Genomic DNA, 23,548 nt, shown 5'->3' with positions numbered 1-23,548 from the left:
TGGTTTCATGGTTTAAAAATACCATAGCTCTCCCCTCCAACCTGCGGAATGTAGGCTTTATCTGTACAATCTCTAGATTAGGGTGATCAATTATTCTAAATATCATTCTTGAATTAATTGCGCTTTGAGTTATTTCAGGAAATTGCGATTGGCCGTAGGCCACGCTACGCGATCGCAATTTCCTGAAATAACTACTTTTAGGCTTACTTCAATAAACAACTACCGCGAAGTCTACTCGTCAGAGGTTTGATCAGTAGAACGTGGTTTAAGCAGAAAGATTTCTATCCCATCAATGGGTTTCTCTTGGGCTTGAATCTGAAATTGCTCTTTAACAACTGACCGAAATAGTTTCGACGATTTGACGTAAACTAGCCATAAACGAGATTGGGTTGGGGGCAAACTGCTAACCCAACCTTCTATCGCTTGCTGATCGTTTTTTCTAACCGATCGCGGGAGTACATCCTTAATCTCAATACTCCCAGAGCCATGATAGTAATGATTTAATGCTACAGGTATTCTCTGACCAATGGACCAAACAATCACATCACCCGGTTGTTCTTTGGTGGCAATGGTTTCCACTAAACCACGCCAATTTTCTCGATCCAGCACGGTATAGTAACGCTTTAGCCCGCCACCAACCGCAATGGCATAGATCAGGGCTATCACCAACGCACCAATACGCCATCGACGCCAAATACCGATCCCAGCGGCTGCTAACAGAATGAATAGGTATGGGGCTGCTAACAGTAGGTAACGATTGACCCAAAGAGAGCGAGAGACTTGGGACACTGAAAAGAACAGAACTAAGGGTAAAAACGCCCAAGCCGCAATCCAAGCCAGCTTACCTGAGCGTGGTTTGTTGAATAGGACAACACCTAGCAAACAGGTCAACATGACAGAGTAGGCATTGTAAAACCAGTAGATGGCATTGGAATTGGCTCGACCAAAGGGCCAAGCTGTAAAGCGACCTGGCTGCATGATCACATGCAGTAAACCAGGACTAGTGCGTCCACCGAGATCACGAACTGATGTACCAGGTACTTTTACACCTCCCATAAATTTGGCGCTCTTAGTTACTAGGGGAAACACCCATGGCAACCATAAAATACCAATCAGTAACAGTCCGACCCCGAAACGGAACAAAACACGAGGTTGATTCCGATACTTCCAGCCAAACACAACTATGTCTGGGAGCAGCAGCGCTACGTTAAGGGGTGTGCTGATAATTGCCAAGAATCGCAGAGCAGCCCATCCCAATAGTAAGGGAGTAGTTGGACGTTCTAGGGCGTGGGTTAAGATTAGTGTGCCAGCAACACCAAAGAATGTACTCGGTGCGTACATCCGGACTTCTTGGGCATGATGGATAAACAGGGGTGAGAGGGCAACGATGAGAGCAGCAATTAAGCCAGTGGACTCTCCGATTAAGCGCCGACCAAGCCGATAGGTAACAAAGATAGTACCAATAGCAAAGACAACGCACAATCCCCGCAGCCAAGCATCACTACTGTTTACTATCATCCAGACTTGTAGGACGATGTGATAGAGGGGGCGTGTATCACTAAAGACTCGCTCTAGGTGCTTGGCACGATGAATACTAATCAGTTCATCAACCCATAGGCTTTCTGTACCAAGTTGATAGACATACAATCCAGTCGCTAATACTAAGATTAAGGTAATGGGCATCCATTCTCGGAACCAATTTCCTCCCTCTAGGAGCGCTGCTGTTTTGTGGTTGTTGGCATTCATGCTAAGTCAATAATCAAAGCCCTAGAGCTTAGATCGATGTTGATTTGTTTTTGATATCAGTAGGATTTGGGAAATCAGTAGAATTTGGAGAAGTGGGGATGACCAGAAATAGATGCATTAAATCATTTTGTCTATAAAAGTTCTCGTTAGTAAATGCTTGGTGTGTTTCGAGGTCAAAATGTTCTTTGAAAACAGTGCGAAACTTTTCTTCGTCAAAACCTGTGCCGCAAACTAGCCACAGTCGCGAGGGAATAGGTGGCAAGTTATTTAGTGCTTCCTCTACGTCAGGCTTTTTGACTCGATCAGAAGGACAAAGTTTCGCGAGGGAATAGATCGGGGCATCTCCACTATAGTAATGACCAAGCGCTGAGGTCATTTTTGGGGAACCTATGGATAACACAATGGTATCACCAGGTTTTTCACCAATGCTAATTGTTTGGGCGACACTTCGCCAATCTTGGCGATCCTGCACAGTGTAGTAACGTGCTAGCCCACTGCTAACGGTAATGGCATAGATAATTGCTACTGCGATCGCCAAAATCCGTTTCCAACGCCACAATCCCATCAAGCCAGCGGCCAGAATAATCAAAATGTATGGGGATAAAAACAGTATGTAACGGTCTATCCATAATCGTTTAGAAACTAAAAAAATCATGACTGACGGTATAAACGCCCAAGCAGCAATCCAACACAGGCGTGGTTTGTGGTTTTTGTGGATGATGGCAATACCGACCAAGCCAGCTAATAGTAGACTGTAGGCTTGATAAAACAAGCTACTTACCTTTGATGTGGAAGGAAACGGAAAGGCAGTAAAGTTCTTTAACTTACGTAAAACATCCACAAAAGCCGGAAATGAGTGTCGAGTAGCCGATGAATCAATTTTGGCGATGGGATTAAGGGCCTTGCTTAGGAAGGGCAGGCTTCCAGACACTAGAGATAACAAAGATGGTAACCACAACAGGATCACCAGCAACAGCCATTTGCCGAAAGCTAATAATGTAGCCCGTTGCTTGCGAAACCGAAACCATACCAACCAGATGTCCGCGAAGAGCAGGGTGGCATTGAGTGGGGCAGTTAGGTTTACCAACAGTCGTAGGCTAGCCCACCAAGCCATTGAGGTGGTAGTAGGATTCTCAAGAGCATGCACTAGCGCTAGGGTACCACCTAGACCGAGACAAGTGCCTAGGGTGTACATACGAACCATTTGGGCAAAATTGATGAACAGGGGCGATAGAGCCAAGAGGAGGGCAGCAATCAAGCCCGTTGCCTTTCCCGCTACACGACGACCAAGCTGGTAAGTTAGAAATACACTGCCCAATCCAAACAAGACAGACAACCCCCGCAACCAAGCATCGCTGGTGCCAAACTGCATCCATAGCCACAGGATGATGTAATACAGTGGGCGGATTAGACCCAGATGGCCTGGTAAGCGTTTGGCATCATTCACACTGTAGAGTTCATCCACCCACAGGCTTTCTGTGCCGAGTTGATAGAGGTACAACCCAGCAGCCAATAGCAAAATTAAGGCGATGGGAATCCATTGCCAAAGCCAATCTGCTTGAATAGGGGTTTCTGCTGAATTAAGTTTTTCTGCTTTCATCCACCTGACCAACCTTATCTAGAATCAATATTAAGAACCAAAGTGATCACAGCAGGGTTCATCATGGCTGGCTCAGGAAAGATAGTTGATCGCCATCAACATAGAACAATGAACCTCTTACCAACCAAAGTAAATTGGGACACACGCTTATATTAGTTATGGGTCTTATTTTAGACATTTATGCAAAATATCTATAATTCTTTCCATCACCATTACACCTGATCACCCCATCACCCTTGCCCTCTATCTTCCCAATGGTTTTCTGCGGTCACTTGTCCCAAACCCATACCATGCCAGTCCTACCAAGGGTGTAAGTACTACGATTTCCCACAGTATTCCCAAGAAGTTAGGAATACTCAAGATGGTGCGCACCATACCCAATTCTGGATTAAAATAATCAAATTTCGCAAAGATAGTAACCGGTGAAATAAAATAGTCCAAGGAAAAAGGCCAGAGTGCCTGGACTCCGAAAGGCGCTGTTGGGTCAGCTACTAGCATATCCAAGAGGATATGGCTGCCATAAACTAGAGCTGCCCAAATTCCCCACCGGAGCCGATTTAACCTCCAACGTCCCACTAGCCAAGCAACGAAGATGCCAACTACAGCAGCTACTATCAAGCTGTGGGTGGCCTGACGGTGAAAAGCTCCTGGATTTCCCAGCAGCAGCAATCCAGGCAGAATGTCTATGTCTGGCAAGTTTGTGAGCAATAGTGAACCATACAACAGCCGAGTTTGCTGATGCCAAGCTATATGAGGGCGTGCCAGAACAAATCCACAAATACCGGCTAATGTGTGTCCTACTGGTGATGGCATTGGATTAATTTATATTTGGTAATTTATATTTGGTAATTTATATTTGGTAATTTATATTTGGTAATTTATATTTGGTAATTTATATTTGGTAATTTATATTTGCTTTGATCCTTGTTTATTAATTACCATTACACCTGACTACCTGATTACTTGATTACCCGATTACCTGATCTCAGTTAATCACCTTTACTTGCGCAAAGCGTATACAATTCCCCCCAGCAGCCCCTGAATGATCACGATTCCGTAAGCCAGCCAAGCAAAGGCAATCGCTTCGGATCTGGCAATATTGTAGCCGTAAGCCGCAAAAAAGAATACAAATGCATTCTCACGGAGACCAATCGCGTTGATCGATACAGGCAACACCATGATCAAGGAGACTAGGGGAATGATCACAAAGAAACTAAGAAGGGGAACCGGTAAATCCAGTGCCTTGGAAATTAGGTAATAATGAGCGATGACACTGATTTGCACCATCAGTGACAACCCCATAGACATACCCAAGGCATGTTTGCGGTTACCAAAGGCAAGGAAAGCTTTAATAATATTAATTAGCTTGTTTTGTATGTGCTTCCAAAAGGGTAGTTGGATCTTGCTAATAACCCTTGAAATCTTCTGAGATGGTATGAAAATCATTGAGACTACAAGCATAATTCCTGCGCTACCTAGCATCACCCACAGGTTAAGTAATGGTAACTGGGCGATCAATGTTTGAGAAAAAAACAGCGCCCCGAGGCCAAACAGCATCAAACCCAGTAAACCAAGGAAACGATCCAAAAACACAGTGGCTAGTGCGACTGACTTGCTCGTTCCCAACCGCCAGGCATCATAAGCCCTAATAGCATCCCCACCAATAGTGGAGGGCAAAAAATTACTGAAGAATATGCTGACCATGTAGGACTTATACAAATAAGGGATGGTAGCTTTCACATTCTGAGCCAAAAGCAGTACCCGCCACCGATTAGCTCTGATGTAGTAACTGGCTAAGTAGATCACAAACGCTGCGATTAACATAGGAATTTTGGCAGAACTCACAGCTAGGAAAATGTCGGGCAGATTTGTCTTGCGCAACACCCAATAAAGTAGCACTATGGAAACGCCGCATTTAATTATCGTAAGAATAAATTTTTTATTAGTACCTAACTTTTTTTCCATGGTTTTTAAGTTTATGGACTGTAGTAGTTCCAAGTCATCTTACTGCGGCGGTAGTGGTTTTGAGTCCATAGCCGTGGGCGATCAAGATTGGGATTTGGTTCGGGGTTACTGTAAATATGCAGCTGATTCCCATTGAGAACCATCACCTCTTCCCGCCAATCCCCAGATACATCAGCAACGTAAAGTCGATCCGCCTGTTCTTTGAACCGATGGAGAAATTGCCCACTCAGGGCATCGAAAATGCCTACGTCTCCTGATTTATGGCGCTCTTTGACAGCGACTAATTGCCTCGACTCTCCTGTCCAATCAATCGGGAAGATCACCTCTACACCTTTGTCTGTCCATCCCTTGGGAGCAACATCATCCATTTGATAGTCAGCAATCAGTTGACCTTGGGCATCAAATACAAAGGGTTTCTGGTGCTTGTTGTAACGGCTGCGGCACCACACTTCTAATCCCGGTCGTTGGGGGTCAAAATCACCAATGCCAGCATTTTGTGGTTCTTGATGCTTGTAGTGGGTTTCCCAAATTACGCGATGTTCCGAAGGAACCGCTTCGCGATGTTCCGAAAGAACCGCTTCGCGAGCGCGGTTATAAAGGAAAACCCGATTGCCACCCCCCTCTTCCAGAGCTACCACCTCTAATCCTGGGATCTCTGGACGCACATCAGCCACAAACAGGGAGTCAATATGACCTTTTACTGGAATTCGCACCAGTAGCTCTCCTAATGGTGATATTATAGTGCCACCCAAAACCTCATCTTTGCCATCTCCGTCGATATCTGCCACCCGTGCCCCATTGTGAGCATTGGCAAGGAAATCATCTCGGGTCCACAAAGGTTGAAGGTTTTCACCTTTTAGTAAGTTTTCTAGGGGATAGGCTGCTAGATAACGACCCTTACGGTATCCTTCAGCATTAGTGGCCTGAAGTAGTAAATCGCGATCGCCTTTGCCCCGGAAATTGGCTACTACTAGGTGCTCCCAACGTTCTGTACCTGGTGGAGATTGTATTGTTATACTTCCCTTGCTCTGTCCGTTGTCACCTTGGATAATATGAAGAGTATTGTCTTTGGTTAAAAACAAGACCTCCGTCTTCTGATCCCCATCCACGTCAGCTGCTTGGACACCTGAGCCATGCAATCCAGGTAGTCCCTGGGACTCAGATTTTCCAGTTACCTGGATGTTGATCTGCTTAGCCCAGAGCTTTTGCCCAGAATGAGTGTAAACTGCGATCTGACCGGGCTTGGTAATAATAAAGTCCTTATTCCCGTCATTGTCTACATCTGCCGTAATCAAACCACCTGCTCTGTTGTCTTCAGCAGGTAAATCTAATTGAATTGTCTGAGGTTTGATTGTGGAATAAGGTAAATCAACGTCCTTGCCATTTGATTTGACTACACATCCCCAACTGAATGCGCTCAAAAAACTCAAAAAACACAGCGCTATTTTGTAAGTGAAATACTGTGGGCTGAGTTTGGGCGATCGCTTTAGCATTTATCTGTTCTCTCAACAATAATTCTCCGGTTTTAACTTTCAGGAATATCAATTTTTCAATAAGCCCAATCGCTTTTGCACCTCTCCCAAAATCATCCGATCTGCTTCTTCTAAGCCCATTGCCAATAACAGTGGAGCATAGACGACAACAATAGCCCCAGCAGTAACAACTACTGAAACAAGGGAAGGCATCGGTGTCAGCCAAGAATAGACAGTAAACCCGCTTAACCCTGCAATAGCTCCAGCTCCTATAATTTTGAAGTAGCTCCAATTAAAAGGCTGAATACCCAAAACCAGCTTGACTTGCAACATTCGCCACAGGTGAACACCACTAATACTAATCCCAGTTGCTATTGCTGCTCCCATCAACCCCCATCGGGGAATCAACAGTACGTTTAATGCTATGTTGACAATGGTCGAGCCAATATCTCCAAAGAGCTTGGTATATTGATGACCTGACATAATCAACGTGTTAGTTGCCGTATCTGTCCCAGCTCTGACTAATTGTCCTATTCCTAAAATGACTAGGGGCAAACCTCCGATGACAAACTCCGCTCCAAAAATCCCCAGAATATCTTGTCTGGCTGCTGTCACCACTAAGAACAGAGGCACGCTTAAGGAGAGGCTCCAGCGAGTAGTGGCTTGGAAGATCTGCCCCATTTTCTCGATTGCTTTCCTGTGATGAAGATCAGCAATTATTGGTGCAAAGATCGAATTTAACGAGGCTGAGAAGATAGTCATTAAGAATGCTGTCTGCGAAGCCGCTCGGTAAATCCCTACCTCTGTCGCTGATCGGAAATATCCCAGCATCAATATGTCTGTCCAGATCATGACAAGCCATAAGAAAGCGCCAAAAGCTAAGGGGAGCGAAAATGTGAGGAGTTGCTTCCCCTCGAAGATCGGCTTAATGTTTCTGTTCCCTATCGCTGGAAAGAGTCTTCGGATAAAGTAAAGAGTGGCTGCTAATGCAACTATAACAGCAATCACCCACGCTATAGTTGTACCCCAAAGTCCGAAGCCAAGCGTGCATAGCAAGGCAGCCAACAGTAAGTTGGTGAACGGCAGAAGAAGTTCCCAGATGTAAACTAGGTAGACTGTGACCTGAAACCCAGTGGTGGCAAAAGCTCCCACGATCATGCTAGCCCCAAAGGGAAGAGCGATCGCAAACAGCTGCAGGGCAGGAACAAGCCCAGGTTTACCAAAGATTGATTTGGCAATGGGTTCTGATGCCAGAAAGAGAACAGTGCCTAAAACCAAGCCACTGACAAAAGATAGTCCAACTGCCTGTAGCAAAACCCCCTTGAGTTTTCTGGTATCTCCTGCACCGTGATGGATTGAAACATAGCGCACTGCGCCATTTTCCAAACCCATTCTCGCAAATAGCTCTCCGAATTGGTAGATCACAAATCCTAGAGTATAGATACCAAAAAGTTCTGCCCCGAGAAGCTGAGCCAGAGTTACTTGAGTTAGGTATTTAAGACCAGTACTTGCCACTTTACCCACAAAAGTGATACCAGCACCTTTTGCAATCTTTTTAGCTGCGGCATTAAGCGATTCCATCAAGTTCTTCTTCTAATCCAGAATGCTTCTGAGTGACCGACACTTGTATACATGTTTAAGGTTGTTTGCATAAGCACCTACACAGAATTAATTACCTACTCCCAATCTCTGTAACCCGGACATTTTAATGCTTTGAGTTTTGTAAAATGTGTAATCAATTTTGTGTACCTGCTTATTACTCCTTAATAGTTACGAAATTAAGTATTTGAGAGCTAAATACTTGCTTACAATTAAGCCGACATTATTAGGCATACCGAGATTTATTATCATCTCGAATATAATCTCCAATTCCAGTTTTTTTGTATATTTCAAGCACTTTCAACGCTGATGCTTTCCAACTAAAATTTTTGGCTCTATCAAATCCTTTTTGCTTCAGATATTCGCGGATTTTATGATTATCAATAACCTGAGAGATAGCTTCAAGCATCTCATCTACATTCCTAGGATTGTTAAACAAGAGTGCAGCCCCAGCAGTTACTTCGGGAATAGCATCGACATTGGAAGCAACTACAGGAGTACCACAAGCCATGGCCTCTATAGGAGGGATGCCGAAGGCAGCTACGGTAGGTGGAAATAGTAGTAGTGTTGCTCCGTTATATATGTAAACTAGGTCATTATGATGCACAAAACCTGTGAAAATAATCTCGCTACTCAATTCTAATTGTTTGATAAGTTCAAAGAAGTCAGAACCAGCATCACTTGTATCCCCTACTAATACTAACTTGGGAAACTCTTGACAGTTTTCCCGTAACTTGGCAAACATTTTGACAACTGTGTCGTAGTTTTCTTGAGGACAAATATTGCCAACGCAAAGAATGTATTGTTCAGGCAAATTGTAGCGATGTTTACAATCTAAAATTACTTCTAAATCCTGAATTGGTCTAAATTTATGAGAAACTCCATAGGGAACTATGCTTACCTTATCTTCAGGGATACCAATTTTTTGGCTGATTACTGTCTTACATTGTTGAGATGTACCGATGATATGAGTAGCTTGTTTCATAGCCCATACAAGGATTTGAGTCCAATAAATTTTGTTTGCCAAACTGAGCTGAAAACCTTCTTGTCCCTCAGGAAAAAAATGTCCAACCTCATGTACATGAAGGATAGTCGGGACGTTGGTAAACAAAGGGCCAATATGCTTAAGGCTGTGGCAAATATCAATACTGTTCAGCTTGATTAGCAAAGGTAGCCAAAATTGTATCCAAAATAGTTCTAGCAAAGGGTTACGAAATGGAACAAACATCTTCTTAACATTAGGATACTCTGGTAATGGTTGGCCTTTGTGTTGTAAAATAATAAGCTCATGTTCATTATTGAGCTTGATCAGCTCATCAAGTAGATAACGAGTGGCAACGTTTGGTCCAGCGCCCTTCTGAAACCTACAGTCTAGTAAAATTCTCATGGTATATTTCTGTTAAAGTTTGGATAGAGTATAAATTTTATCTAGGACAGTTTGCTAATTTGCTCTTCTGTTGGATAGGCGGCATTGTTCCCTTCTGAAGAATTTGTACCTTTTTGTTGTAAGACATAGCTCTTAACTTTTGCCGGTATACCTATAGCAACAGAAGAGCCTGGTATATTTTTAGTTACTACTGCTCCCGCACCCACTACAGCGCGATCGCCAATAGAGACCCCATCTAGGACAACAGATTTAGCTCCCAACCAGCATCTTTCACCAATTACAGTCGGACCTTTGGCATAGCTATCCTGTTCCACCAGGGGAACCTCGGACTCGTAATCGTAGCTACCACCACTCAAGATATAACTGTAAGCTGCTATCATCGTCTCTTTGCCAATTACTAACCGATGGGAGGAGAACAGCTCGCAATTGGCGCTGATATTGACCTTGGGTTGGATCTCGATGTCTCCATCTTTACAATAGATAATGGAATTCCGACCAATAAACACTCCGTCCCCAAGGGAAATTCCTGAATTCGACTGCCCTTTGGCATCCAACACACAGTTGTCGTCGATAATCACATTCTGACCAATCCGAATCTTGTGGGGATGGCGGAGGGTAATCCCCCGTCCAAAGACTACATTCGACCCTACCTCCCCCAACAGCATAGGGTAAAACTTGCTCCGCAGATAGAGCCCTAATGCTCCAGGCAAGTTCATCAAAAAGAAGGTAATTATTTCATACTTTAGGAAGCTCAGCAGTTCGGTCTTCCCCACGACCAATGCTGCATACTGTTGCCAGCGGTGAACTTTCCCCTTGCTGATTTCCTTTACCTTAAAATTACCTGGTGTCATCTGATTACCTCCTAGTTTCCACAAACAGCCGATGCCAAAGTGCCAGGTTAATCAAAGCCCAGAGGATGTGGTTGTGGTTTGCCCGGTATTCCATATGCTCCCGAATCAGCTGTTGAATATAATTAAGATTAAATGCTTCCTTCATGAGTGGGGAGGAAGTCAATAGCTCTACCATATAATCCCGCAGTTCCTGCCGGAGCCAGTTTTTGATCGGCAAGCTGTAGCCTTGTTTCCCACGCTGGCGAATTTTGTCGGGTAGAATACCTTTCATAGCTGACCGAAAAATTGCCTTGGTGGTAAATCCGTTTAGCTTGAGATCTGATGGAATCGTGGCACAGAACTCCACGAACTTGTGGTCTAGCAGGGGTACCCGCACTTCCAACCCATGAGCCATGCTCATCTTGTCCACTTTCATCAAGGGACTATCGGGCATGGTAAACTTGAGATCTAAATAAATCTCTCGGTCTAGTCGCTGGTTGGAGTTGCAGTTTGCTACCTGATTTCGGATCGGTGCGAAAGGGTCTCGGTCAATTTCAGCTAGAATATCCTTGGCAAAAAGAGCCTGATCCTGTTCTGGCATCCCAAAGTACTGCCAGCGCATATGTTCACCCTCATCCGGTAGCAGTCCACCTTGAATAAACCGTTTCAGGATATTGATTGCCCCTTTCTTCTGGGGCTGATCTGGTAGGGCGTTGACTACTGGTCCGATTATACCCCGTCGAATCAGCTCTGGAATTAGAGAATAGTAGCTATGACCTTTACTCGCCTTAAATCGATCGTAGCCTACCAACACCTCATCACCCCCTTCGCCGCTCAAGCAGACTGTGACATGTTCCCTGGCTTTCTTGCAGATCAGATAAAAGGGGATGGTGGACAGATCCGTCATCGGTTCGTCGAGATGCCAGACAGCTGTTTCGAGCAACTCAGGTGTAATCGGATCGATCATCAGTACCCGGTGTTGGGTATTGAATTGACTAGCCATATATTGGGCATAGTCCAGTTCACTGAAGGAAGGGTCGTCATAACCCAAGGCAAAAGTCTGGATTGGTTCTACGTTGCACCGATCCATCATTGCCACTACTGTACTGGAATCCAACCCTCCTGAAAGAAATACCCCTAAGGGAACATCGCTAATCAAGCGTTGCCTAACCGAGTCTTCCAAAAGATGCCGCATCTTCTCTTCGTAATAGGCAGTTGGCTGAGCCTCAGTAGCAAACTTGAGATTCCAGTACTGGGTTAACTCAATTTTTCCTTCCCGATACCGGAGGTAATGTCCGGGAGGGAGCTTGTGAATGTGGCGAAAGATGGTGTCTGGTGCTGGCACAAACTCGTAGCCGACATAATGGTAAAGGGCTTGAGCATTTATCTCCCGCTTCACTTCGGGAGATTCTAGAATAGCCTTGATCTCAGAGGCAAAAACCAGCTTGCCATTGTTTAAGTAATAGTAAAGCGGTTTGATGCCCAAGCGATCGCGTGCTAGAAGTAGCTCCCGCTTGCTCTTGTCCCAGATTGCAAAGGCAAACATGCCGTTGAACCATTCGACACAAGCTGGTCCGTATTCTTGATAAGCATAAACAATCACCTCGGTGTCTGTGCCACTGTGGAACTGATGTCCTTTCCCCTGTAGTGTCCGCCGTAGTTGTGGGAAATTGTAAATCTCTCCATTATAACTCACCCAGATTGAGCCGTCTTCGTTGGACATTGGCTGTCGTCCATGCTCGCTGAGATCGAGGATGCTCAGCCGTCGGTGACCCAAGGAGATCGACTCGTCAGTATAGACCCCGTACTGATCAGGTCCACGATGAGCAAGGGTTTGGATCATCCTTGTGACCAGACCCTCATCTTGCCAGGAAAATCCTGTGATACCACACATTGTTTTTACCCTTTTTTCTTTCTGCAAGTTTTCAGATGATGCCCTTTTCCCGATACCACTCAGCTGTTCGTACTAATCCGGTTGGGAGATCTACTTTAGGTTGGTAACCGAGATCCTGCTTAGCCTTTTCAATACTGAAGCCACGATTCTGCCTAAACCAATCGACCCGTCGCCGAAACAGAGGGGGATCGACTCCTGGGAAAGGCTTGTACACCATCTCGGTGGCAAAGGCAATTGTCCAAAGGGGCCAGAAGGGCAGATGGATCAGGTTTAGTTTAATGTCAAGGGCTTTTGCGATCGCAGTAACCAAGTCATTGAGACTATGGTAGTTTTCATCAGCGATCAGGTATACCTCCCCGTTGCCTTTATCTGAATCCGCAGCCAGTTCAAAAGCATCGACTAGATTATCGATATACAAGGGGTGGTAATGAGACAGACCATCGCCAAACATTAAGAAGTGTCCCTTATTCACCCGCTTGAACAGGATTGAAAACCGTTCCGGATCCCCAGGTCCGTAGATAGCGGCAGGTCTCAGGCTTACCACCTTTAAGCCCTTCTCTACGAATTCAGGAATGATTTTTTCCCCTTCATATTTGGTGTATTGATAGTAATCCGCAGGGGCAATGGGCGCATCTTCACCAGCCGGTGTTTGCTTCACATCTCCGTGAACCCCACAGGTGCTACAGTATACAAACTTCTGCACGCCATACTTGAGAGCAGCCTCCAATAGGTAGCGTGTTCCCTCCACATTCACATCCCAGTACACTGACTGGGGAAGGTTTACCTTACGAAATGCTGCTGCTAAGTGGTGGACTACATCACAGCCTTGGGTCACTTTGTCTACAATATCTCGGTCAGCAACGCTACCTAGGTGAATTTCTGCTCCTAGTTCCTTGAGTTCATCAAAAAACAGACCCGGTTTATTGTCAAGGACAACAACATCATGACCTTTTTGTATTAGGCGGCGTGTCAGATGGCTACCTGTAAAACCTGTGCCCCCTGTTACTAATATTCTCACGGTGTTCCTCCAATCAATCTACTTGAAGATGGTCAATTTTTAGTTTGGGGTGGGTATTTCCCTTTTGTCGAAGCTGATGCCAGCGAATGATCATCAGGTTTTAATGACCTTCAAAATGACGGGTGAGCCAAATACATAGGTTAGTCCTGATAGTTTAAATAATTTTTCCATTAGTGATGACAGTAATGGAGATTTTAAAGCACGATGCAGTACCATAGGCACAAAGAATTGAGGATAGCGCTCAGCTTTACTCAAACCAATAGATTTCAAAAATTCTAGAAGCTCATGTTCCTTATAACAGATAAACTCTCGTGTATTTCCTTCCAACCCTTTCTTAAACTTAAATAGATAGGGGGCAATAGCATTTACGCTCCTCACTGTCGGATAATCTAGGATTACTGCTTGCTTTGCTACTCGATTTAGTTCTGTTAAAAAAGACTGCCATTGAGTTACATGAGCCAGGAATCGATAGCTGATCACAACATCAAACGCTTCGTCTGGGTAAGGGAGATCCAAAACATTCCCAACCTTGAAGGAACAAAGATTAGCATCAATAAAATTCTGAATCCTACCCTTACAGACATCCGCACTACCAAGCACAGTGAGTTGATAACCATTTTGAATCAGAGCCTCGGTGAGTTGACCATGTCCTCCTCCCACATCAAGGATGGTGGCTTTAGGATAAGGAGTCAGCATTTTCAAGGTTGCGTCTTCCTGGACTTTCAGTAGCCAAGCCCCAATTTCCCCGGCAAAACGGGAGGCATAATCCTCAGAAGATGTTTCGATATCGGCTGTTTCGGGAAAATCACCTGTAGAAACCACTGTTAAATTCCTTTAGTCATTTGTTTATTTTTAATTGCTATTTTTTCTAGACCGAATTGCTAATTGGTTACGAATAAATCGCCAGGGGTTTTCTAGAGAACCATAGGCCTGAATAGGTGTCATAGGATTCAGTAGCATTTCCTTGATATCTTTTCCTGGTTCTTCATTACTCAAGCAACCCTGGATAGTAAATCCAAAACTGCCAGGACGACAAAATTCAGAAGCTAAAGGAAGTGGATCGCTTCCTGGTAAGATCCGCCATCCTTTTTTCTCTGCTTGTGTGAACAAAACTGGTCGTGACCAGAATACAGGACGTCCACCATTGTCTCCTAGAAAAAGCTTGGGAAAATTCCTGTCTTCCAAGAGCTTATATAATAGTTGTCCCCGATCTCCGATCCATTTACCAACTCCCCAGGGGAGTATAGGGATTCCCTCCGCAGACAGAATTGCTTTAATGGTTACGTCTAAGGGTAAACCATCTTCAAGGTTTTGGTCAGTGATCAACGCTAATACCTCAAGGTTTTCCGCTGTCACAATTTGGCGACCAGCAATTAAGAATATTCCTTGGCCTAAGGCGTTACAGGTATATAAAGAGAAATCTTCCTGGGTACGGTGGAACATCCAAGGTTTTCCCTGGCTTACCCTAGACTGATTATTGTTGTCCGCTAAATCAGCTAACTTTTTATACCATTTTTGATGCTCTATTTCTGTCAACAATAATACAGCCTGAAAATTTTCTTGATCACCTGCCTCACCAGAAAATCGCTGAAAATTGCCCCAAGCTGACGTTAGCAGTTGATCGATATCAAAACAGTTATAAAGGTGAACGTGACTATCAATTAGGATTAATTGATGGTTTTGAGGGGTAGCGACCATGGATTTTTGTTAATCAACCTCCCTGATTTCTATAAACTGCTGCTGTTTCCAGCAGATTCAGCTAAAATCTTGCACCAAAACCTCAAAGGATCTTCTCGGCTAAACTAACCGGACCGTTAAGGGTTTCAATTCCAATACTTTTCTCCTGACTTAATACACCTCCCTTATTAAAAATGTGATTAACCTTGTCTAACTCTAGCTCTATTTGTGACCGACTCCATCCTAATTCCGCCCCCATCACCTCAGCACAGATTCTGAGGGCCTCGTTTCCGGGATGACCAGCACTACCCAGTTCCGTCCGCCGGAACACCACATCACCTAATGTTTGAGCCATTTCCTCAACAACCCCATACAAGACTTCAGCTTTGAGTACAGCTAAATCATCAGTAGGTGTACAGGAGTGATCTGATCCTCGCTCCAAATATAGCAGTACATCTTGATAGGCACTACCGTAGTTATACACGAGGCGGCGCATTACCTCCTGCCCCAGTCCATAGGGTTGCTTAAAGATTGCTGTCTGCAAAAACACTTCAAATTGTTCGATGTGCCCACCGTAAATTGGCGTAACTGATGACAGGGAGTTGGGAGGCTTTTGCCCCCATGACCGAAATACCTGGTTAACGACTTTCTCAGCCACATCTCTGGCAGTGGTATATTTCACCCCAACCACCGAGATCAATCCTGGCAATTCTTCTTTGGCATGATCGAAGATTTGATAGTGTTTAGCCATTTGTGGCTCTCCGGTCTCAGTAATGCCAGTTCTAGGAAGCAAGCCACCATGGACGAAGGCGACATCGGCTTGGTTGAGTTTAACCGATGGCCATGCTTGGTTGATGTCATCGAGTAGGTCTTGAATATCCTGTTCAGTAATGTTGAAGTTATCCGGGTCTTGATCCCAAACAGCATATGATGTACCGACCAGGGATTTACCACGCCAGGGCGCAATAAATAGTAAGCGAGACCCCTTGTTAACTATGGCATCGGAGTCACGATAGGAGTATGGCGTGGAAATACCCACAGCATAGCTTTGGCAGAGGGGACGGCGAATCACCAGGTTCATGGCTTTGGCAAGGGGAACTCTGGGTTGCTGCTGGGGTTGCTGCTGGGGTTGGTTTAGTAAACTCAACACCCGATTTGTCCATGGTCCGCTGGTGTTGACCACAGTCTTGGCGCGGATGTCGAATTGATTCCCAGTTAACACATCTTGCCCCTGAATACCCGTAACCCGATTTCCAGCTTGGAGAAATCCAGTAACTTCTACGTAGTTAGCCACCACTGTCCCAGCTTGCTCAGCTGAGCGTAGAAAAGAGAGGGTCAACCGTTCAGAGTTGTAGACCTGAGCATCATAAAAGACTGCTGCTCCAGTTAGCCCTTCCTGGGGAATTCCTGGAAGCAGCTGCTGACACTCTTGCTTAGAGATTACCCGACCATTGGATATGTGTTTTTGGGGATCGAGTTGGCGATTGCGATCGCAACTGATCAGGTCATTGATAGCAAGTGCCACAGATAGCACTTCTTTTCCCTTCATGCCATGGCCGTAGGTGGGAATCAACACTGGTAATGGATGAACTAAGTGAGGCGCAATCCGCATTAAACTGGTGCGTTCATGAATGGATTCACGCATCCTTTTAAGGTCAGCATGCTGGAGATACCGTAATCCTCCGTGGATAGTCTTCAAACTATTAGCAGAGGTAGCGCCACCGAAATCAGCTTTTTCTACCAAGGCTACTGACAATCCCCTGAGGGTTGCTTCCCAAGCTACGCAAGCTCCATAGATGCCACCACCGATCACTAATAGGTCGTAATAGTTTCTGGCTAACTCTACTAGGTTCCTTTTCATTACTTGTCTTACACTAGGTGCTTACGCTATATGCTCTACTAACTCGTGATGTAGCCAATCATAAAGACTGTTTAATTTTTGCCGAAAAGCCGCATAAGTATGCCTTTTTTCAATCAATTTCTTGCCAGCACTGCCCAGCCTCAGTCGTAGCTTTTCATCAGCGATTAGATCAAGCATTCCCTCCGCGAAAGCTTTGGCATCTGGGCTCTTCAGCATAGCAACGTGATTGTCTAGCAACTGAGTATGAGTTGCTAAATCTGTTGCTAACAAGACTTTGCCGCTATCGAGATAGGAGTAGAGTTTCATCGGGGTATTTTTACCCTTAGTTCTCGGGGAGACTAAAATATCAGCTTGCTCCAGATAGATAGCCAGATGATCAACTGGTTTCGGTCCTAAAAAATGGACATGTTGTTCCATGCCAAGACAGTGAGACTTATTCGTGTATTTCCGAATGTCGTCCGCTTCTCCACCAATAATGACTAAGTCCGCCTGATCAGTGTGCTCAAGGCTCAAGGCGAAGCTGTCTAGAAGTAGGTCAATCCCCTGATAAGTCTCCAGATTGCCCACATACATCAGGAGGAGATTATCGATTCCTAGCTCACGTCTGAGATTACTATACATAGTACTATACATAGTTACACCAATGTTGAATCTTGAAGTTGAATCTTGAATTTTAATCTTGAACTTGAAACTGTTGAATTTTTCAGCAAAAATTTACAATAACCTGCACATTTTTACGATAATTATATTTCTTTACAAAATAAAACGTAGTCTTAGGGCATCCTAACAATAGGTTTTGTTGATCATTAACAATTATTAGTTAATTTATTATCCTCCAATTCTAAAGTCTAGAGGGTTTCAATATTTAGTCTAACTTTAAAGACTTTTTAGGAATTTGTTAAAAATTAGAGTTAAGCAAAGATATATCTGGAATAACTACAGTTTTTCTGGGCTTGTACTTTTGAATATCTGCTGCCAAAGCATCGCAAACTGAAACCACAACTTTGGCATTCTTCACAGCCATTCCTTCAAAAAAGTTGAATAATGACGAAAAAATATGTAGCAAAGGATACTTTTCAATCATTTGTTGGGCTATAGATGAATCCATGTCATAGACATAGGGAATTTTACACAGGATTTTGAGCCCTAAACCAATAAAGACGGATTCCTCTCCAGCATGAACCAAATCGTAGCGTTTCTTACTCACTAGGCGAATTACAGCAAGCAACATGAAAAAATCACAGACGATTTTCTTCCAGGAGAAGCCTGGTCGTATATTCCGAACCCAAGGAAGCTTAGGGATTCGGTATATCTTGATATTTTCATAATTGATGTCACGCCCTTCAGGATAAGTCACGACATCAACTTTGTCTCCCCGTTCAGAAAGCACTTTCAAGACCAGGTTGACTGCGATGGGTGTGCCACGATTCTGATAAAACGGATGAGGAGCGAGCAATAGAATGTTCATCCTACTGACATTTCGTTGATCATAGGAGACTGGTTTATTATCCCAGACAGTCCATTTATCCCTGCTGCTTTTGACCTCAAGCCGATCTCTAAGCCGATTAGTTTTGCTCGTTAAATACACGTTTATCTTCCCCTATATATAAAGCACTCTGATCAAGAGCGCCCCATTTCAAAGCCATATTTATGGAAACTTCACTATTGCTTAGTAAGTTTCCGGTAAAGTTTAATAGAAGTTCACAATAACCTGTGGTTAATTTCAGCGATTACTAACAGCCCTCACTTAGCCATAATTTACGACTTAAGGGTAAGCACAGATACCAAGGGATTCAAGCATTATTTAACTAGAAACTAAAACTGCTCCTAATTTATTCCCTGAGGAAGAGCCCTACTGCCCAAAGTAAGCATCCAGCAGCTAAGGCACTAGCTGTTTAATGCTGAGTGCTAATAGCTGATTTATAAGTATCTATATACTTATCGGCCGAAGCTGCAACTATTATGCTGAAAACTTTCAATACGAGTAAGCATTCAGCGGTCAGCGGTCAGCCGTGAGCTAAAAGCTCACCCTACGCCAACAGCGGTCAGCCGTGAGCTAAAAGCTCACCCTACGCCAACAGTGGTCAGCTTATTTTATTCAAAAGCACCGATCTAGTAGCGTGGCACAGGCTTCGACCCATCGGATCTAACCCATAAGCATTCAGCTGATAGCTATTAGCTGAATGCTGATACCTTACTGCACAACTAAGTGTTATTCAGAAGTGGTTTGAATGAATTTTTTATCAAAAAAAATTTTAATTTAATTAAAACCTAGAGATATTATCCAAATCAACGGTTAATCTGGCTCTTACTGAAATCTTGATGATTAACTTCATATAATCTTTAAAAATTTCCAATCTTCAAGAAATCGCCTTGGTTGGCGGCTAACCTCATATGCATTTAAATTTGAGGTCAGCTGACAGCTGTCAGCATTCAGCTGACAGCTGTTCGGTGTAGCGTGCCCGTAGCGCATATGCTTAGGGTCATACTTTGGTTAGCCACTAACCAACTGGATTTCTAAGTGATATCACTAAGGTTGCTCAACATTAGAGGACACCACTTCTCTGACCCGATAAATCGGTCTTCCCTGAGATTCGTGGTAAGTACGCATCAGTAGTTCCCCCAGTAGACCAAGACTAAACAGTTGTACACCAGTCGAGATCAAAAGTACTGCCAAGATCAGTAAAGGCCGATCCCCGATTTCTTGATTCAGTCCTAGCTTGAGAATGGTCAGATAAGCCCCAATGATTATGCCCGTGCCTAGGGAACTCAGACCTAGTAATCCAAATACATGCATGGGTCGGGTGAGGAATTTCTTCATGAAGAAGATGGTCAACAAATCCATTAGCACCCGGAACGTTCGCCCCAGACCATACTTGCTACTACCATAGCGACGAGCATGGTGACGCACGGGTAACTCGGTAATTCTTGCCCCCTCAATAAATGCCAAGGCTGGTAAAAACCGATGTAACTCACCGTACAGGTTCATGTCCGCTACCAATTCCGAGCGATAAGCTTTCAGAGAACAGCCATAGTCATGGAGTTTAACCCCAGTGGTGCGTGCAATCAGCCAGTTGGCAATTTTGGATGGCAGTAAGCGAGTTACAGCCGCATCCTGCCGATGTTTGCGCCAGCCACTAACCAAGTCATAGCCTTCCTCAAGTTTGGCAAGCAGCATGGGAATGTCAGCTGGATCATTTTGTAGGTCACCATCTAAGGTAACAATGGCACGACCCCGAGCATAATTAAACCCAGCTGCCATGGCAGCAGTTTGACCATAGTTGCGACGCAAAATTACTCCTCGCAAATCAGGGCGGGAGAGGACTTGCTCCTTGAGCAGTTGGGTGGAACCATCTGTAGAGCCATCATCGACACAAATCAGCTCATAGCTGAGCTGAGTATCGGTTAAGCTGGATGCGATCGCATCAATCAGGTGGGGCAAACTCTCCACCTCATTGTAGATTGGTACCACCACTGATACGTCTGGTGTGATGTCAGTCCCAGACCAGTTCTGGGCATTTAATTGCCCTTGTTTAATTAAGGAAATTTCCATAGGATGCCCCAGGTTGAGTAATATTCAATCCGGTTTTAAACTGTAAGCATATATTATTGATGGTCTAATCTAACTTGTGGGGATATGTCAAGGCATTGGAAACATTTATAGACCAAATTCATCAATCTTTTAAAGTTGAAGGTTTGTTGAAGGTTTGTTGTTCGCGTAGCGTGGCCTTTTGGCCAAGGTTGTTCGCGTAGCGTGGCCTATTGGCCAAGGTTAAATGTTGAAGGTAAGCTTTCAGTCATCAGGAATCAGTAATCAGTTTGACCCGGTGGGTGGAACGGGCATCCTGCCCGTTACAATTTTCGGACGGGCTATCCCAACACTGGCAACCGCGACACAATTAGGGCGAGCCCGTCTTATCACGCACCCTACTGCTGACTGCTTACGATTCAACTGACTGTAAAATACCCTCTTCTAACTGATAAATTGCTGTCATAATCCCAGTTTCAGGATTGTTCAACAGAGATTTTTTGACCTGTTTTAAGTATCCTAATATATTGCTGCGTAAAATAGGTTTCTCTACTTTCAGGGTGTGACGGTAATCCCAAACATCCCAAATCAATAAACCGATACCAGCCAGGGGATCAATTATACTTGCTCCTAACTCCGTTGCCACTAAACCACCGGTTTTTGCTGCCATTTTACTGGCGGCTTTCCCAGCTAGTTTGCTGCTAACTTTACTCGCTACTTTTCCTCCCATGGAAACCAGAATAGGTTTAGCTACCAAGTAACCACTACCGCCAATTAACAGTTTCAGGGAAATATTGGATAGGTTACCTTCCGTATCATTAATAGTAGTGGAAATTTCGTTAATATATCTATCCCACTGACCTTGAGGAATTTGATATTGGCTTTGGATGTCACTAAGATTGTTTCCCAACTCAGCCATATATAATTCAATCGTATCATTCGTTATTAGTTCCATCCTCATTTGAGCATTCTGAGGAAGCAGTACTCGTTTATAAAATTCTTTTTGGAAGGTCTCGGTAAGTTTGGCGTCAATGGCTTGCTTGCCAGAGGGAAGGTTGGGATTGATTTGATGCATGATAGCCGACGCTCCCCACATAAACGGAACTGAAAGCTCCATTTTTTTCTGATTGAAATAATCAAAATACCAATCCAAAAAACTATCCACACGGGGGATTAACTCTGCTTCCCAAACATCTAACTCCTGGGCGGCAAACGCTTCAGCACTGGCGTGAGATTCTTTGACGGCATCAGCAACCGCTTGATTAACTTTACTAAAGTCGGGACGGGGTTCAATAACAACTGTTGATTCAGCCGAGGGGGTAATTTGAGCCGGATTGCTCGAATGGGGGATGATAAGTTTGCTGACTAAGGGAATGAATACAATAATAATTACTAAAGTCCAAATCAGTGGAGCGACTGACTTAATTAGTTGGGTAAAGGCTTGGAGGCGCTCTGTCTTTTGGGTATAAGTTACTTCCTCTTCCTGACTCATAGTGATTTATCCACGGATTTAGGACTAGTATAGTTTATACTATTTTAATCAATTTTTTTGTAAGCATTCAGCTATCAGCTATCAGCTATCAGCTATCAGCTATAGCCAAGGGAACAGGGAACAGGGAACAGGGAACAGGGAGCAGGGAGTAGGGAGTAGGGAACAGGGAACAAAAATTCGCACAATTCCTACACGGATTGCTATATCAGCTATCAGCTAATGCCCATGCTACTTGAGGTGCTATCAGCTATCAGCTAATGCGCTACTTGAGGTGCTACTTGAGGTGCTATCAGCTTGTGAATAAAAGAGGTAAGCTTTGGCCTTTGGCCACGCTACGTTAGGTCCGATGCGTCGAAGCCTGTGCCACAAACTAGAAGCCTGTGCCACAAACTAGAAGCCTGTGCCACAAAGCTGACGGCTGAATGCTGACGGCTGAATGCTGACAAGCTCACTGGCGATCGCTTAGATAATAGCGATTACCCAGGTACAAAGCTGCTGCTATAGCTAATCCTGGCAAGGTAATAACCGCTGCCCAAGGAGAGCGTAACCAATTCACTTGCTCAGCTCTTATGTAGTTAATGGACTTCTTGTACATACAAGATTCAGCGGGACTAACTGAACCCAACAAAACAGCACTGGCAATTCCAGTGGTTGATAGGAAAGCAATCAAGGTTAATTTGGGTTTGAGCATTGTTGAGATTCCCCGCTAGTGTTACTTGGGTAATTGTCCTTAGTCTAGCTTTGTTTATGCGATCGCAGGTTGTTCGCCCTTGGCGTTCGGTGTCGGGTAGGTTGTTCGCGTAGCGTGGCCTATTGGCCAAGGTTAGCTGGTTGTTCGCCCTTGGCGTTCGGTGTCGGGTAGGTTAGCTGGTTGTTCGCGAAGCGTGGCCTATTGGCCAAGGTTGCAGGTGGTGTTTTCTATTCCCTGTTCCCTGCTCCCTGTTCCCTAAAAACCTCACCTAATTGAAAACCGCTATATTAAAAACCAAAGAGATATATCACGATCGATAATCATGGATACCATTACCCTAGACTTAAAGGGAATCGTTGAACTCACTGATGAGCAATTTTGGCAATTTTGTCAAGATAACCGTGACTATCGCTTTGAACGTACTGTATTGGGATAAATTGTGATCATGTCTCCAACTGGTGGAGAAACCAGCAATCGCAAGGCTGATCTGATTTATCAATTACAAGCATGGAATAGAAAGCATAATTTAGGGGTTGTTTTTGACTCTTCTGGTGGATTTAAACTACCTAATAATGCCGACCGCTCTCCTGATGCGTCATGGATAACTAAAGAAAGATGGGACACTTTGACTCTACAGCAAAAACAAAAGTTTGTGCCTTTGTGTCCTGATTTTGTGGTTGAGTTGCGCTCTCCTACTGATTCTCTCAAGAGATGTCTTGATGCAGTCGCTCATGGGGGAAACCACGGCAGTCGCTCATGGGGGAAACCACGGCAGTCGCTCATGGGG

At 44.4% G+C, this 23,548-nt stretch carries 19 protein-coding genes and 1 pseudogene; 1 reads left to right on the top strand and 19 read right to left on the bottom strand.

What is annotated here, in order from left to right; all coding sequences use genetic code 11:
* Positions 1-231 precede the first annotated feature (231 nt).
* The 19 genes from BJP37_RS08915 to BJP37_RS08830 form a co-directional block, all read right to left on the bottom strand.
* Positions 232-1,746 (bottom strand): glycosyltransferase family 39 protein, encoded by a 1,515-nt coding sequence (locus tag BJP37_RS08915; RefSeq protein WP_075898110.1) that lies wholly within the window; start codon positions 1,744-1,746, stop codon positions 232-234.
* A gap of 28 nt (positions 1,747-1,774) precedes the next feature.
* Positions 1,775-3,346 (bottom strand): glycosyltransferase family 39 protein, encoded by a 1,572-nt coding sequence (locus BJP37_RS08910; protein ID WP_075898108.1) that lies wholly within the window; start codon positions 3,344-3,346, stop codon positions 1,775-1,777.
* Between the two features lie 243 nt (positions 3,347-3,589).
* Positions 3,590-4,159 carry a metal-dependent hydrolase gene (locus BJP37_RS08905; RefSeq protein ID WP_075898106.1) on the bottom strand — a complete coding sequence of 190 codons (570 nt, stop codon included), beginning with the start codon at positions 4,157-4,159 and terminating at the stop codon, positions 3,590-3,592.
* Between the two features lie 186 nt (positions 4,160-4,345).
* Entirely contained in the window at positions 4,346-5,311 is a 966-nt protein-coding gene (locus BJP37_RS08900) for a lysylphosphatidylglycerol synthase transmembrane domain-containing protein (RefSeq protein WP_075898104.1), read from the bottom strand.
* A gap of 11 nt (positions 5,312-5,322) precedes the next feature.
* On the bottom strand, positions 5,323-6,732 hold the full coding sequence (locus tag BJP37_RS08895; protein WP_075905917.1) for an FG-GAP-like repeat-containing protein: 1,410 nt from the start codon (positions 6,730-6,732) through the stop codon (positions 5,323-5,325).
* Positions 6,680-6,820, bottom strand: a complete 141-nt coding sequence (locus BJP37_RS42335; protein WP_229415251.1) for a hypothetical protein — start codon at positions 6,818-6,820, stop codon at positions 6,680-6,682. The genes BJP37_RS08895 and BJP37_RS42335 overlap by 53 nt, the downstream gene beginning before the upstream one ends.
* Positions 6,821-6,852: 32 nt before the next feature.
* Complete coding sequence (locus BJP37_RS08890) at positions 6,853-8,364, bottom strand: oligosaccharide flippase family protein (protein WP_075898102.1); 1,512 nt, start codon at positions 8,362-8,364, stop codon at positions 6,853-6,855.
* A 244-nt stretch (positions 8,365-8,608) separates the two neighbouring features.
* The gene (locus BJP37_RS08885) at positions 8,609-9,769 is read right to left on the bottom strand and encodes a glycosyltransferase family 4 protein (RefSeq protein ID WP_075898100.1); all 1,161 of its coding nucleotides are present in this window, start codon (positions 9,767-9,769) and stop codon (positions 8,609-8,611) included.
* A gap of 41 nt (positions 9,770-9,810) precedes the next feature.
* Complete coding sequence (locus BJP37_RS08880; RefSeq protein ID WP_075898098.1) at positions 9,811-10,620, bottom strand: acyltransferase; 810 nt, start codon at positions 10,618-10,620, stop codon at positions 9,811-9,813.
* Between the two features lie 4 nt (positions 10,621-10,624).
* Positions 10,625-12,493 carry an asparagine synthase (glutamine-hydrolyzing) gene (gene asnB / locus BJP37_RS08875; RefSeq protein WP_075898096.1) on the bottom strand — a complete coding sequence of 623 codons (1,869 nt, stop codon included), beginning with the start codon at positions 12,491-12,493 and terminating at the stop codon, positions 10,625-10,627.
* 31 nt (positions 12,494-12,524) lie between these two features.
* The gene (locus BJP37_RS08870; protein WP_158069492.1) at positions 12,525-13,511 is read right to left on the bottom strand and encodes an NAD-dependent epimerase/dehydratase family protein; all 987 of its coding nucleotides are present in this window, start codon (positions 13,509-13,511) and stop codon (positions 12,525-12,527) included.
* A gap of 93 nt (positions 13,512-13,604) precedes the next feature.
* Positions 13,605-14,333 carry a class I SAM-dependent methyltransferase gene (locus BJP37_RS08865; RefSeq protein WP_075898092.1) on the bottom strand — a complete coding sequence of 243 codons (729 nt, stop codon included), beginning with the start codon at positions 14,331-14,333 and terminating at the stop codon, positions 13,605-13,607.
* Positions 14,334-14,363: 30 nt separating this feature from the next.
* Positions 14,364-15,209: a hypothetical protein gene (locus BJP37_RS08860; RefSeq protein WP_075898090.1), complete on the bottom strand. Its 846-nt coding sequence runs from the start codon at positions 15,207-15,209 to the stop codon at positions 14,364-14,366.
* A gap of 82 nt (positions 15,210-15,291) precedes the next feature.
* Positions 15,292-17,049: a glycerol-3-phosphate dehydrogenase/oxidase gene (locus BJP37_RS08855; RefSeq protein WP_075898088.1), complete on the bottom strand. Its 1,758-nt coding sequence runs from the start codon at positions 17,047-17,049 to the stop codon at positions 15,292-15,294.
* A gap of 21 nt (positions 17,050-17,070) precedes the next feature.
* Positions 17,071-17,682 carry a glycosyltransferase family 4 protein gene (locus BJP37_RS08850; RefSeq protein WP_198953990.1) on the bottom strand — a complete coding sequence of 204 codons (612 nt, stop codon included), beginning with the start codon at positions 17,680-17,682 and terminating at the stop codon, positions 17,071-17,073.
* A 265-nt stretch (positions 17,683-17,947) separates the two neighbouring features.
* The gene (locus tag BJP37_RS08845; RefSeq protein ID WP_229415250.1) at positions 17,948-18,517 is read right to left on the bottom strand and encodes a glycosyltransferase family 4 protein; all 570 of its coding nucleotides are present in this window, start codon (positions 18,515-18,517) and stop codon (positions 17,948-17,950) included.
* Between the two features lie 1,062 nt (positions 18,518-19,579).
* The gene (locus tag BJP37_RS08840; RefSeq protein WP_081431115.1) at positions 19,580-20,602 is read right to left on the bottom strand and encodes a glycosyltransferase family 2 protein; all 1,023 of its coding nucleotides are present in this window, start codon (positions 20,600-20,602) and stop codon (positions 19,580-19,582) included.
* 388 nt (positions 20,603-20,990) lie between these two features.
* Positions 20,991-22,070 carry a hypothetical protein gene (locus tag BJP37_RS08835; protein ID WP_075898084.1) on the bottom strand — a complete coding sequence of 360 codons (1,080 nt, stop codon included), beginning with the start codon at positions 22,068-22,070 and terminating at the stop codon, positions 20,991-20,993.
* Between the two features lie 448 nt (positions 22,071-22,518).
* Complete coding sequence (locus tag BJP37_RS08830; protein WP_075898082.1) at positions 22,519-22,761, bottom strand: hypothetical protein; 243 nt, start codon at positions 22,759-22,761, stop codon at positions 22,519-22,521.
* A 322-nt stretch (positions 22,762-23,083) separates the two neighbouring features.
* On the opposite strand from BJP37_RS08830, the pseudogene BJP37_RS08825 reads away from it, so the two are divergent.
* Positions 23,084-23,548 (top strand): annotated as a pseudogene (locus BJP37_RS08825) (Uma2 family endonuclease); the annotation flags it as partial.

The organism is Moorena bouillonii PNG (assembly GCF_001942495.1).
Lineage (GTDB): Bacteria > Cyanobacteriota > Cyanobacteriia > Cyanobacteriales > Coleofasciculaceae > Moorena > Moorena bouillonii.
Note: the sequence above shows the minus strand (reverse complement) of the source record. Positions and strands in the feature narration are given on the sequence as shown.

Coding starts and splice junctions, on each gene's coding strand:
- BJP37_RS08915 (WP_075898110.1), bottom strand. CDS start 1,746: ATGAATGCCAACAACCACAAAACAGCAGCGCTCCTAGAGGGAGGAAAT.
- BJP37_RS08910 (WP_075898108.1), bottom strand. CDS start 3,346: ATGAAAGCAGAAAAACTTAATTCAGCAGAAACCCCTATTCAAGCAGAT.
- BJP37_RS08905 (WP_075898106.1), bottom strand. CDS start 4,159: ATGCCATCACCAGTAGGACACACATTAGCCGGTATTTGTGGATTTGTT.
- BJP37_RS08900 (WP_075898104.1), bottom strand. CDS start 5,311: ATGGAAAAAAAGTTAGGTACTAATAAAAAATTTATTCTTACGATAATT.
- BJP37_RS08890 (WP_075898102.1), bottom strand. CDS start 8,364: ATGGAATCGCTTAATGCCGCAGCTAAAAAGATTGCAAAAGGTGCTGGT.
- BJP37_RS08885 (WP_075898100.1), bottom strand. CDS start 9,769: ATGAGAATTTTACTAGACTGTAGGTTTCAGAAGGGCGCTGGACCAAAC.
- BJP37_RS08880 (WP_075898098.1), bottom strand. CDS start 10,620: ATGACACCAGGTAATTTTAAGGTAAAGGAAATCAGCAAGGGGAAAGTT.
- asnB (WP_075898096.1), bottom strand. CDS start 12,493: ATGTGTGGTATCACAGGATTTTCCTGGCAAGATGAGGGTCTGGTCACA.
- BJP37_RS08860 (WP_075898090.1), bottom strand. CDS start 15,209: ATGGTCGCTACCCCTCAAAACCATCAATTAATCCTAATTGATAGTCAC.
- BJP37_RS08855 (WP_075898088.1), bottom strand. CDS start 17,049: ATGAAAAGGAACCTAGTAGAGTTAGCCAGAAACTATTACGACCTATTA.
- BJP37_RS08850 (WP_198953990.1), bottom strand. CDS start 17,682: ATGTATAGTACTATGTATAGTAATCTCAGACGTGAGCTAGGAATCGAT.
- BJP37_RS08845 (WP_229415250.1), bottom strand. CDS start 18,517: ATGAACATTCTATTGCTCGCTCCTCATCCGTTTTATCAGAATCGTGGC.
- BJP37_RS08840 (WP_081431115.1), bottom strand. CDS start 20,602: ATGGAAATTTCCTTAATTAAACAAGGGCAATTAAATGCCCAGAACTGG.
- BJP37_RS08835 (WP_075898084.1), bottom strand. CDS start 22,070: ATGAGTCAGGAAGAGGAAGTAACTTATACCCAAAAGACAGAGCGCCTC.
- BJP37_RS08830 (WP_075898082.1), bottom strand. CDS start 22,761: ATGCTCAAACCCAAATTAACCTTGATTGCTTTCCTATCAACCACTGGA.